The organism is Limnohabitans sp. 2KL-17 (assembly GCF_003063415.1).
Lineage (GTDB): Bacteria > Pseudomonadota > Gammaproteobacteria > Burkholderiales > Burkholderiaceae_C > Limnohabitans_A.
This window is the reverse complement of the sequence record NZ_NESK01000004.1, coordinates 53541-66036: the sequence shown is the minus strand read 5'-3', so window position 1 is coordinate 66036 and position 12496 is coordinate 53541. Positions and strand designations below refer to the sequence as shown.

Sequence of the window (12496 nt, the reverse complement as noted above, 5' to 3'; positions counted from 1 at the left end):
TTAAATGGAAGATCAGCCGCGGTTTTCGTACACACCCAGTTTGCGGTGCAGTGGCGATTCGTCGGCCATGAAGATGAAAGCCGGTTCAGTGGTGTTCAGGTTGGTCAGTGTCACGGCCTCATAGCCGGGGGCGCAGCAGGTATCGGCTTCGGCCAAGGTGAAGGTGCTGGCCATGATCTGCGCTTGCACAGCGCCTTCGATGACATGAAACACCTGAGCGGGTGAACGAGCAGGCAGGCGCAGTGTCTGACCGGGGCGCAGCATCAGGGCGTAAAAGCCAAGGATGTTTTCTGCATCGCTACCGGTTTCGGGGTTGATGAAGGTGACCTGCACTTGTTCTGGCGCTGCACCGTCAGAGGCCAAGGCGTGCAGTGCGGCTTGGGTGTCTTGCCAGGCGTAGCGCAGCATGGGGTAGGCTTTTTTGCTGCGCTCAAACACCCTCGAGGGCACCACGCCGCCACGGGCGTATTGCTTGTCGCCTTGGCCGGGCACCGTGGTCTGGCGATCGCCGTTGATGTGGTAACTGGCTTCCATGTAATAGACCAGGGGCAGGTCCAGCACATCGAGCCAGATCACGGGGTCGGTGCCATCGTGGCCGTGTTCGTGCCACAAGCCGGTGGGGGTCAAGATCAAATCACCCCGGCTCATGGGGCATTTTTCGCCGTCCACCGTGGTCCAGGCGCCTTCGCCCTCGACCACCATGCGCACTGCGTTGGGCGTGTGGCGGTGACTGGGGGCCCATTCGCCGGGCATGAGCAACTGCATGCCCAAGTACATGGCTGCAGAGGCCTGCATTTTTTCCAGACCATGGCCTGGGTTGGCCAGCACCAGCACGCGGCGCTCGGCTTTTTCAATCGGGGTCAAGTCGCCCGCCTTGAGCAAAAGCGGCTTGATGTCCTTGTAGGCCCAGCACGTGGGCTGGGTCTGGCGGGTGGGCACCTTGGGCGGCAGCACGCCGCGCAGGCTGGGCCACAGCGGCACCAGGTTCAGCTTGCGCAGGTCCTGCACATAGTCCTGGGGAAGGTCTTCGAGTCGTCCGAGTTCGTTCATGAATATGTCTCCGTGCCATCAGGTGTTTTGAGCGGCGTCGAGGCAGTTGCCGACGTTCCAGCCATACAGCCATTCCATCGCATCATAAAAGCGCTCTGCGCTGCGACCGCGCCACAGGTCGTTGCGCACCAGGCGCTCAACCCCTTTGGCGTGGTAAATGCGTCCCATCTCGCGGCTGGACAACACGATGCGGGCGGTGCGGGCCACCCGCGCACGTTGGTACATGTCCAGGGCTTTGGGCCAGTCGTTTTGGTGGGTTCGCAGGGCTTCGCCCAGTGTGACGGCGTCTTCCATGGCCATGCAAGCGCCTTGCGCCATGTACTGCGTGGTGGGGTGGGCGGCATCGCCCAGCAAGCTCACGCGGCCATAAGTCCATTGGCCAATCGGTTCGCGGTCGGCGGTTGCCCAGCGCTTCCAGGTCTTGGGCAGGTCAATCAACTGGCGGGCTTTGGGGCAGATGCCCTGGAAGTAGCTTTGCACTTCTTCTTTGCTGCCATCGGTCACCCCCCATTCTTCTTGCTCGCGGCTGTGGAAGGTCACCACCACGTTGTATTGCTCGCCACCGCGCAGAGGGTAGTGCACCAGGTGACAGTTGGGGCCGACCCAGATGGCGGCTGCGTTCCACTGCAGGTCTTCGGGGAAATCTTTTTTGTCGACCACGGCGCGGTACACCACATGGCCTGTCACGCGGGCCGGGTCGCCCACAAACTGCTCGCGCACCACCGACTTCACGCCATCGGCGCCAATCAGCGCGCAGCCCTGAAAGGCCTTGCCGTTTTGGTCCCACACGGTCACGCTGGCCTCGTCTTGCTCGATGCGCACGACGCGGGTGTTGGTGTGGAACTCGACTTGCCCGGTTTCTTGCGCGCCCTCGAGCAAAGACAAATGCACATCGGCCCGGTGAATCACGGCGTAGGGGTTGCCAAAGCGTTGGCGGAATTTCTCATCTGTGGGGATCTTGCCCACCTGGTACTCGTCGACGGCGTCGTGCATGACCATGAAATCGGTGTACACGGCGCGGCCACGGGCTTTGTCACCGACGCCCAAAGCGTCAAACGCATGAAACCCATTCGGTCCAATTTGGATGCCCGCACCGATCTCGCCGATCTGGGGCGCTTGCTCCAGCACGGTGACCCGAAAGCCCTGGCGCACCAGCGCCAAAGCCGCAGCCAGGCCGCCAATGCCGCCGCCGGCAACGATCACAGGAAGGGGGTTTTGTGCAGTGCTCATGGCATCTCCAGCAAGTGAATGTGACGAATCTTGAGATATTATATGCATGCTTATCAATTTCGCAAACCCCTTTGCCATGTCGGGTTCACAGAGCGTGCAAACCGACTAAAATTCCCCGACCGCCCGGTTGGTTAATTGGTGTAGACCGGGTTTGAACCTCACAGAAAGCGTCTTCCCATGTCCCAAGTCCTGCAAAGTTTTATCGGTGGCCAGTGGATCGGCCAGCAAAGCGCGCAAGCCCTGCGCAGCGCCATCAACGGCCAGACCGTTTACCAGACCCATGCCGAGGCCATCGACTTTGGCGATGCTGTGCACCACGCCCGCAGCGTGGGCCTGCCCAATTTGCTCAAGCTCGATTTTCAAGAGCGTGCCGCACGCCTCAAAGCCCTGGCCAAGTACCTGGGCGAGCACAAAGAAGCGCTGTACGCCATCTCGGCCCATACCGGCGCGACCCGTGCCGACAGCTGGGTCGACATCGAAGGCGGCGCAGGCACCTTGTTTGCCTATGCGGGCATGGGCAGCAACGAGTTGCCCAGCGGCAACCTGATCCACGAAGGCCCGGCATTTCCGCTGGGCAAGAAGGGGGGCTTTGCGGGCACACACATCTTGGTGCCGCGAGGCGGCATTGCGGTGCACATCAATGCCTTCAACTTCCCCATCTGGGGTCTGCTCGAAAAGTTCGCGCCCAGCTTTTTGGCGGGCATGCCTTGCATCGGCAAGCCGGCTTCGTCCACCAGCTACCTGACCGAAGCCATGGTGCGCTTGGTCGAGCAATCGGGCATCCTGCCTGCCGGTGCCTTGCAACTGGTGATCGGCTCCACGGGTGATTTGCTGGACCGCCTGAACGGCCAAGACGTGGTCACCTTCACCGGCTCGGCCGACACCGCCGCCATGCTGCGCGTGCACCCCAATGTGGTCAAACACAGCATCCCCTTCAACGCCGAAGCCGATTCGCTGAACTGCGCCATCCTCGGCCCGGACGTGACGCCTGACGACGAAGAGTTTGATTTGTTCGTGAAAGAAGTCGCGCGCGAGATGACCGTCAAGGCGGGGCAGAAGTGCACGGCGATTCGCCGCGCCATCGTGCCGCGCCAGCACCTGGACGCTGTGGCCGAAAAACTCAAGGCCCGTCTGGCCAAAGTGGTGGTGGGCGATCCGTCCGTAGAGGGCGTAAAGATGGGGGCGCTGGCCTCGCACGCGCAGCAAGCCGATGTGGCCGAGCGCGTGGCCTTGCTGCGCCAAAGCGCCGAGCTGGTGTTTGGTGGGGGGGCAGATTTCAAGCCGGTGGGGCAGGGCGTGGAAGGCGGTGCCTTCTTCCAGCCCACACTGCTGCTGTGCCAAAAGCCTTTGCAAACCGACAGCGTGCACGATGTGGAAGCCTTTGGCCCCGTCAGCACGCTCATGCCGTATGACGGCATAGACGAAGCGCTGCAACTGGCCGCAAGAGGGCTGGGCAGTCTGGTCGGCACGCTGGTGACCAAAGACCCGAAAATCGCTGCGCGCATCATCCCGGTCGCTGCCGCCTTGCACGGGCGTCTGCACATTCTTGACCGTGAATCGGCGGTGGAGTCGACGGGTCACGGCTCTCCGCTGCCCCAACTCAAGCACGGCGGTCCTGGTCGTGCCGGTGGTGGTGAAGAGCTGGGGGGCATGCGCGCTGTCAAGCACCTGATGCAACGCACCGCCTTGCAAGGCTCGCCCACCATGATCGCCGCCATCACCGGCGAATACATGCGCGGTGCCCAGCTGATCGAGACCGAGGTTCACCCCTTCCGTCGTCACTTTGAAGACCTGCAAATCGGCGAAAGCCTGCTGACGCACCGCCGCACGGTGGGTGAGGCCGACATCGTGGCCTTTGGCGGCTTGTCGGGTGACTATTTCTACATGCACTTCGACGAGATCGCGGCCAAAGAGTCGCCCTTTGGCAAGCGCATTGCCCATGGCTACTTTGTGTTGTCGGCCGCAGCGGGTTTGTTTGTCTCACCTGCGCCCGGTCCGGTGCTGGCCAACTACGGCCTGGACACGCTGCGCTTTGTGAAACCCGTGGGCATTGGCGACACCATTCAGGCCCGCCTGACGGCCAAGCGCAAGATCGACCGCAACAAGAAAGACGCCAACGGCGTGGGCCAGGGCGTGGTCGCCTGGGATGTGGAGGTGACCAACCAACTCGGTGAGGTGGTGGCCAGCTACGACATCTTGACGCTGGTGGCCAAAAAGGGCTGATGCGCATCCGGGGATAATCAGCACCCATGAGATCCCCCATTGCTGTTGTTGATGTTGACCGTTGCGACACCTGGACCCGTTACCGGGCTGGGCTGTGCGACAGCTGTGCGGCCAATTGCTGCACCATGCCGGTGGAGGTCAAGCTGGTGGATCTGGTTCGGCTGGGGCTGGTCGATGCCTTTGAGGCGGAGCACGAAGACCCCAAGCAAATTGCCAAACGTCTGTCCAAGGCCGGCCTGATCGAGCACTTCAACTTCAAGAACAGCATCTTCAGTCTGTCTCGCCGGTCCAGTGGTGACTGCCAGTTTTTGGACGCCAAAACCCGCCGCTGCACGGTCTACGAAAACCGGCCCAACACCTGCCGCCTGCACCCGCAAGTCGGGCCGCGCCCTGGCCATTGCCCCTACGGCAACAAAGCCCAGTCGAGATGAGTTGCACTTGACCGAAGTGATGCCTTGCAGCCTTGCAGCCTGGCGGGTTGGGTGTGCTGAATAAAGCCTGCGCTGACTTTTTTCTCTTAAAACAGCCGATGTACAGGGGCAGTAAAGACCTATTTCAGCTGTTTTCAAATTGGCCTAAATGTTTTGGCAATGCCAACACATCCTTCAGCTTCATAGGCTTCGAATAGAAATAACCTTGGGCTTTTTCGCATCCCAAAGCCAACAGGGTGTCACGCTGAAAACGGGTTTCTATGCCTTCTGCCGTGACTTCAAGATTCATGGACTTTGCCAATGCCAGGATGCCTGAGATGATTTTTCCATTTTCACGGTGCGCCAGTCCGGCCGTGAACGACATGTCGATTTTTAATTTCTGAATGGGCATGCTGGCCAAGCGTGAAAGAGACGAATAAGACTTGCCAAAATCATCGATGGCAATGCGAACGCCCAAGCCCATGATGGCCTCAAGTTGAGCGGCAAGCTCCACAGGGCTCAAGGCGAAATCTGTTTCGGTGATTTCCAGAACAAAACCATCCAGGGCTTTTTCGGACAGTGTCGCCAGCGTTTCAAGGATCAAAAAAAGACGACTGCCCGACAACAACTGTGGCGATGAGTTCACAGCAATCACCGCATCCGGGAAATGGGCGCGAATAACGTGGCTGTCTTTGACCACCTGGTTGAACATGCTCACGGTCAAGGGGTCTATGGCCCCTGATTGCTCGGCCAGGGGAATAAATTCAGCGGGGTTGACAATGCCCAATTCGTCGTCACGCCAACGTGCCAGGGCCTCAAAACCGATGATTTTTCCAGTCAATAAATCCACCTCGGGCTGGTAATGGGGATGAATTTTCCCTTCGCGTATGGCTGTGAGCAATTTACTGTTCACCTTGGTTTTACGCATTGTGGCGGTCATCATTTGTGCATTGAGCCACTTGATCTGATTGCGTCCAGACTCTTTAGCGACCAGCAGCGCTGTGTCTGCAAAGACCAGGAGGTCATTGATGGTTTTTGAATGCTCAGGGTACAAAGCTACACCGACGCTGAAGGATGCTGAGACGTGAACGGTACCCAGCTGTTGCAGCGAAACAGTGGTGGGTTCAAAAATACGATTTAACTTTCTTTTGAATTCAGGCAATGGTTTGTTGATATCCATGACGACAATGAATTCATCGCCCGATCGGCGGCATAAAAAATGCTCGGCAGGCAATCTTGATTGGAGGTGCTGCGCGATTTTCCGAAGGACCTCGTCACCTTGTTCATGGCCAAAGGTGTCGTTGATGGTTTTGAAGTTGTCCAGATCAATGAAGATCACGGCGTAACTGCAGCTGTCGGATTTTTTCTGAATGTATTCTAGAAAAGCCCTGTAGTTGGGCAATTGGGTGAGGGGGTCTTCGTTGAGCAGTGCCTTCAGTTTTTTGTCGGTTTCTCGAAGGGCCCGGATATCAGAAAATACCGAAACGTGACCTTGGGTTTTACCCTCTGCATCGAGCAAAGCCGATACGGCAAGTTGCACAGGAAACTGAATTTTTTGTTCTGTCATAAAAAAACTCTCACCTCTCCAAAAGCCTTGTCTGCGAACGGCTTCGGCAATGCTCGAAAAATCGGCGCCTGACGCATCCTTGATGTAAAGGCGACCGGCAGGGCGGTTGACCAGCTCCTCCTTTGTAAACCCGGTCATGCTGGTCAATGCGGTATTCACGTCAACGACCAAGCCTTGTTTGTTGGTGATCAGGATCGCCTCTGCAGCTGTCTCAAAAACCCTTGAGAAAACCACCAGCTTCTGGTTTGCCAGCAATTGTTTTTGCAGCATGCTTTGCAGGGCGCTTGAAACCTTGGATATTTCATCGCCTGTGGAGTCAACGAAGGATTTACCGCTACGGCCTTGCACCGTGTCCGTGGCCAGTTGGACAAGTTTTTCCAGTCGCAGTGTGGTGCTTTCAGAAAAATTGTGCGTCCATCGTTTCAGTCCCAAAAAAAGCAATCCACCACAAGTCAGGGAGATGAACAAGCCGGTCATGAAAAACAGAAAAGCCGACAAATAGCTTTGCTGAAGTTCAACATAGAGGGTGTAGTCCTCGCCTGCAGCGCGCCATTTAAGTTGGAATTGTTCGCTGTGTTGAGTGGCATCGGCTTGGCTGGCAGTAAAGGGGCTGAGCTTGAAATTGACTTTCAGGTCAACAGGCAAAGCCAGGGTGGACATGACTTGGCCCAGATCCAGGTGGAGCAACACGAAGCCGATGGCGATGTCCGTGAAGTCAGCGGTGATCGGCACGCTGACAGCCAGGTAATCAGCCTCTTCAAGCTTCAGCAGTTCAAGCTGGGTTGTACGGGTCTTGATGGATTTCTGGACGCCAGCAACAGCATCCAAAAGCAGACTGCTGGTGTTTTGACTGTGGATGAAATATCTGCCGCGGTAATCCAGCAAGTCAAATTTTGAATGCTTATTTTGGTTGGCCTTGGCCAAAACGGGCAGGAGATACCTGCCACGGCCGTCAGAGTCGGTCAGACCGGTCCATACTTCCGTGGAATGCGCCAAATCGTCGGCCAGCTTGAAGGATGCGCTGATTTCTGACGACAGCCGGGCGGCGATCAATGCTTTGCAGTGCTTGAACTCCTCTTGGTGATAAAAATTAATGCCATTAACAGCCAGCAGAATAATCAGCAGCGTGAAGCCCGTGATGTAAGTGCCAAAAAGCTTGAACACTTCATGGCTAATCTGCGCTTTGAGGGATGTCAACCGAGACATTTCAATCTTGCGGTGTTAATTGGCCAGAAGGCGAAAGTTTGACAAACAGCACTTGTGATTTGTCCAGCGCATCGTGCCGATTTTCTGAAAATGCTGGGGTGTAGTGCCGGACAGCGCCATTGAAGGCTGGCAGTCTTTCCAGTGCATGCCTGATTTTGGGCGGTGCGGTGGTTTGTGCGATCTGAAGGGCACTTGCGATCAGGTGCACGGTGTCATAGGCATGGGCTGCACCCATGGGGCTTGGAATGTCGTTTGGGCTTTTGAGGTCATTTTTTTTCTGAATCCAATTGGCCAAATAAACCGCGCGGGGCCGCTTGTTGTTGATGAAGGTGAAGGTCTGAATGAAGTCCACCCTGACCCTGGGCAACTCATCTTTGGCCAGCTCGTGTAAGGTGCCCCCCACAGCACCCCAGTGCGAGACCACGGGCAGTCGCAGGGTGTGGGGTTGCGCGGCAATTTCCTTGATCAAGATGGCGCCTTCTTTTTCATTGCCCACAAAAAGCAGCCCTTGGGTTCGAGAATCCATGCAGGCCTGGTAGTGGTCCTTGAACGAGGTGTCGCCCCAGTTGTACCAACGAATCATCGGAAAACGGACCGAGTTTTGGGATGACTTTGTTCGAATGACGTTGACTGCAGATCGCCCCCATGCGTTGTTGGGCAAGATGGCGCAGGCTTGCCTGACGCTGTATTTGGCCGACAGGCGCTTCATCATCGCTTCGATCCCCCAATCGTCCTTGAGCGAGACGCGAAAAGAATAGGAGGGTTTGTAAGCGTGGTCCGTGATGGGGTCGGCTGAGCCCCACACACTGATTAGGGGCACGTTCAGTCGATGGGCCTCAGGCAGTATCGCGACGCTGATCGGGCTGTATTTTCCGGTCAGCACGGCAACCAGGTCCTTGGTGCCAGCCAGTTGAATAAAGTTGTCTTTGCCCCTTGCCGAGATGCCCTGGTTGTCGGTGGTGATCAGTTTCAGGGGGCGGCCATTCAGTACGCCCCCTGCGGTATTGATCTCTTCCATGGCCGCCTGGATGCCCCATTCGATGGCCTGTGCCGAGGTATTGGTCTTTAGCCCGTAGGCGTCGTCAAAGCCAATCCATACCGGCGGGTTGAGCAGGTTGGCCGGGGTTTTTGCGTGGGTGTAGCATGAGCATGTGCTGGCGAGCAGCGCCAGGCCCAGGGCACGATTTGCATGTTTCAAGGAGTTGACAAAACCCACGATGGATCTCATTGCATGGCCACTGGGTTCATGGCCTTGTAGCACTCGCAGGCTCGGGCTTCCAGTTGGGGCCGATCCAGGACATGCAGTTGGCCTCGTGAGATTTCGATCAAGCCCTCATGGCTCAATTTGCCGGCGGTCATGGTGACCGACTCCCTGCGAATGCCCAGAATTTCAGCCATCTCCTGGTGGGTGATCTGCAAGACCTGTCCTTGGGTTTTGTCCAGCGTGTTGAGGATCCAGCGAATCACCTGCTGCTCATTGCTGTGTCTGCTGCTGCAGACGGTGGGCATGGCAATTTGCAAAATCATCTGGCGTGTGACGGCCATCCAGATCTTGAGAAATGCGCTGTCGTGGCCCAGTTCGGACAGAAAAATGTCCACCGGCAATTTGTAGGCAAGCCCTGAAAACTTCACTCGGGCGCGACTGAAGGTCTGGTTGCCGCCCATGACGCCGCTGCCGACCATGCCCTCCTTGCCCACCAGGACAATGTCTGCGCTGAAGCCGTCCGATGTGTCGATTTGCATCGAGATGATGGCGCTCACCGGAAAGTACACATGCCGAATGATCTCGTGCGGGCGGAACACCCACTGACCGACTTCAAGACTGTTCAGTACGAAGTGCGGCAGGAGTTTCTCGTATTTTTCATAATTCAGTTGATTGATCATCCAGTTGCTGCGTGGACTTGCCATTTTTTATCCTTATGCTATTTATTATTGGGTATTTTTCAGCACTCTAATGTTATTTGTCGAACATATCCAGTGGGTTTTCAATCCTTTATTTGAGAGCGGTTTAATCCCGATGATTGAATTTAGTATTTATGAATTAAAAAAATTCAAGCCATGAAAAAAGCCTCCCTTCTTTGCAGAAGGGAGGCCTTTGATCAAGGTCTGAAGCAGGCTTACATCGTGTCGATGAAGCTGCGCAGCTTGTCGCTGCGGCTGGGGTGCTTGAGCTTGCGCAGCGCCTTGGCTTCGATCTGGCGGATGCGTTCACGGGTCACGTCGAACTGCTTGCCCACTTCTTCCAAGGTGTGGTCGGTGGACATCTCGATGCCAAAACGCATGCGCAGCACTTTGGCTTCGCGGGGGGTCAGGCTGTCCAGGATGTCCTTGACCACATCGCGCAGACCCGCTTGCAGGGCTGCATCGATGGGCGCGGTGTGCGTGCTGTCTTCGATGAAGTCACCCAGATGGCTGTCGTCGTCGTCACCGATCGGCGTTTCCATCGAGATCGGCTCTTTGGCGATCTTCATGATCTTGCGGATCTTGTCTTCCGGGATTTCCATCTTCTCGGCCAAGATCGAGGCATCGGGCTCGAAGCCGAATTCCTGCAAGTGCTGGCGCGAAATGCGGTTCATCTTGTTGATGGTCTCGATCATGTGCACGGGAATGCGGATCGTGCGGGCCTGGTCCGCAATGGAGCGGGTGATGGCCTGACGGATCCACCAAGTGGCGTAGGTCGAGAACTTATAGCCCCGGCGGTATTCGAACTTGTCCACGGCTTTCATCAAGCCGATGTTGCCTTCCTGGATCAGGTCGAGGAACTGCAGGCCGCGGTTGGTGTACTTTTTGGCAATCGAGATCACCAGGCGCAAGTTGGCCTCGATCATCTCTTTTTTGGCATCGCGTGAGGAGCGCTCTCCAGCGTTCATGCGCTTGTTGATGTCTTTCAGTTCATCCAGCGGCACCACCACTTGCGATTGCAAGTCCATCAGCTTTTGCTGCAGGTCTTGCACGGGTGGAATGTTGCGGCCCATGACCGCGCTCCAGCTCTTACCCGCGGCGGCTTGCTTCTCAATCCATTTGAGGTTGAGCAACTGCGACTCGATGCGTTTGCCGTTTTTGTCACGGCCCGTGAATTCGGCAATGAACTGCTCTTGCGGAAAGCCACATTTGTCCACAATGATGCGGCGCAGTTCGCGTTCTTTCTTGCGCACATCGTCGACTTGGCCGCGCACCATGTCGCACAATTTTTCAATGGTTTTGGCGGTGAAACGAATGGTCATCAGTTCTTCGGACAGGGCCGACTGAACTTTGACATAAGCCGGGGAGCCCCAGCCTTCCTGGTCGTACACGTTGTGCACTTTTTCAAAGTATTCGGTGATGCGGGCAAAGCGTTCCAGGGCCTGGTTTTTCAGCTCCTCGAGCTTTTTGGTCAGCGCCTTGGAGCCACCTTTGCCGTCGTCGTCGTCCGATTCGTCAAATTCGTCGAAATCTTCTTCGGCCACATAGTCGTCGGCTTCGTTCAGGTTGGCAAAACCGTCCACCACGGTGGAGATGACGATTTTTCCTTCGCGGATTTCATTGGCCAGGCGCAAGATTTCGGCAATGGTGGCGGGCGATGCACTGATCGCGGCCATCATGTCCATCAAGCCGCCTTCAATGCGCTTGGCAATCTCGATTTCGCCTTCGCGGGTCAGCAGCTCAACGGTGCCCATCTCGCGCATGTACATGCGTACTGGGTCGGTGGTGCGGCCGAACTCGCTGTCCACGGTGGACAAAGCGGCTTCGGCGGCTTCTTCGGCCTCTTCTTCGGTCGAACCCGTGGGCGCGTTGTCCGTGATGATCATGCTCTCGGCATCGGGCGTCTGCTCGTACACCGCCACACCCAGGTCGTTCAGCGTGGCGATCACCACTTCCAGGGTTTCGGCATCGACCAGTTTGTCGGGCAGGTGGTCGCTGATTTCCCCGTTGGTCAGGTAGCCGCGGGTTTTGCCCAGTTTGATCAGGGCTTTCAGGCGGTCACGGCGCTGCTTCATCTCGGCTTCGGTCAGGACGGTTTCGTCCAGGCCGAATTCCTTCATCAGGGCGCGTTCTTTCGCCTTGCTGATTTTCATGCGCAGGGGCTTGACCTTTTCGGCGGTCTCGGAGCCGGTTTCTACCACCGGTTCGCCTTCAAGGTCGGCTTCGATCTCCAGATCATCTTCCAGGCTGGGCTCGGCAATGCTGCCTTTTTTCTTGGGGCCGCGCTTGGCGCCTGTGGCCTTGGGGGCGGCAGGCTTGGTGGTTTGTGCTGGTGCGGCGGCTTTGGCCACTTTGGCGGTTTTCTTCACTTCCACGGCTGCAACGGCCTCTTTGGCTTTTGCAGCGGGTTTTTTCTCAACGACTTCAGATTTCTTGGCGGGCACGGATGCGGCTTTCTTCACAGGCAGGGCAGGAGTCGCCCGGGGCGCTGTTGCTTTGACCGCATTGGGGACTGCCTTGGCTGCCGGTTTGGCAGGCACTTTGGCCTGGCTCACCACGGGGGCGGGCTTTTTGGCGGGTGCTTTGGCAGCCACCTTGCTGGTTGCTTGGGCCTTGGCGACTGGCGCGGGGGCTTTTTTGGCAACGGCGGTTTTGGCAACGATTTTGGATTTGGCAGGGGCCTGGGCAGGCTTCTTCGACTTTTGAACAGGCATGAGCACCTCAGAACTTCAAAACATACTAGGAAACAGACACAGTCAGCGCCAAATACATCCCGGCGCGGGCTTGTAGGACACGGATCAACACCTTATGTGGGTGAAAGATCTGCAAAGGCAAGATGTGGGGCGAACATTTGGTGTGCAGTCCTTGCGGAACGGTGACCTGCCCGCATGGGGGCGTCGCGCTGTGG

At 57.0% G+C, this 12496-nt stretch carries 8 protein-coding genes; 2 read left to right on the top strand and 6 right to left on the bottom strand.

Annotated features, from left to right (window positions below):
- Positions 1-12: 12 nt before the first annotated feature.
- Both B9Z45_RS02815 and B9Z45_RS02810 read right to left on the bottom strand, forming a co-directional pair.
- On the bottom strand, positions 13-1050 hold the full coding sequence (locus B9Z45_RS02815) for a cupin domain-containing protein (protein WP_108405718.1): 1038 nt from the start codon (positions 1048-1050) through the stop codon (positions 13-15).
- Positions 1051-1068: 18 nt separating this feature from the next.
- A complete protein-coding gene (locus B9Z45_RS02810) occupies positions 1069-2280 on the bottom strand; it encodes a 3-hydroxybenzoate 6-monooxygenase (protein WP_108405717.1) in 1212 nt (403 codons plus the stop codon).
- A 177-nt stretch (positions 2281-2457) separates the two neighbouring features.
- Here B9Z45_RS02810 and paaZ point away from each other — a divergent pair, with 177 nt between their 5' ends.
- Both paaZ and B9Z45_RS02800 read left to right on the top strand, forming a co-directional pair.
- Positions 2458-4503, top strand: coding sequence for a phenylacetic acid degradation bifunctional protein PaaZ (paaZ, locus tag B9Z45_RS02805; RefSeq protein WP_108405716.1), 2046 nt, complete (start codon positions 2458-2460; stop codon positions 4501-4503).
- 26 nt (positions 4504-4529) lie between these two features.
- Positions 4530-4934: a YkgJ family cysteine cluster protein gene (locus tag B9Z45_RS02800; protein WP_108405715.1), complete on the top strand. Its 405-nt coding sequence runs from the start codon at positions 4530-4532 to the stop codon at positions 4932-4934.
- A gap of 124 nt (positions 4935-5058) precedes the next feature.
- On the opposite strand, the gene B9Z45_RS02795 is transcribed toward B9Z45_RS02800, so the two are convergent.
- From B9Z45_RS02795 to rpoD, 4 genes are all read right to left on the bottom strand, one after another.
- On the bottom strand, positions 5059-7686 hold the full coding sequence (locus B9Z45_RS02795; protein ID WP_108405714.1) for a bifunctional diguanylate cyclase/phosphodiesterase: 2628 nt from the start codon (positions 7684-7686) through the stop codon (positions 5059-5061).
- A gap of 1 nt (position 7687) precedes the next feature.
- On the bottom strand, positions 7688-8884 hold the full coding sequence (locus tag B9Z45_RS02790; RefSeq protein ID WP_233252046.1) for an ABC transporter substrate-binding protein: 1197 nt from the start codon (positions 8882-8884) through the stop codon (positions 7688-7690).
- A 26-nt stretch (positions 8885-8910) separates the two neighbouring features.
- A complete protein-coding gene (locus tag B9Z45_RS02785) occupies positions 8911-9594 on the bottom strand; it encodes a Crp/Fnr family transcriptional regulator (RefSeq protein ID WP_233252045.1) in 684 nt (227 codons plus the stop codon).
- Positions 9595-9803: 209 nt separating this feature from the next.
- Complete coding sequence (gene rpoD, locus B9Z45_RS02775) at positions 9804-12302, bottom strand: RNA polymerase sigma factor RpoD (RefSeq protein ID WP_199221824.1); 2499 nt, start codon at positions 12300-12302, stop codon at positions 9804-9806.
- Between the last annotated feature and the right edge of the window lie 194 nt (positions 12303-12496).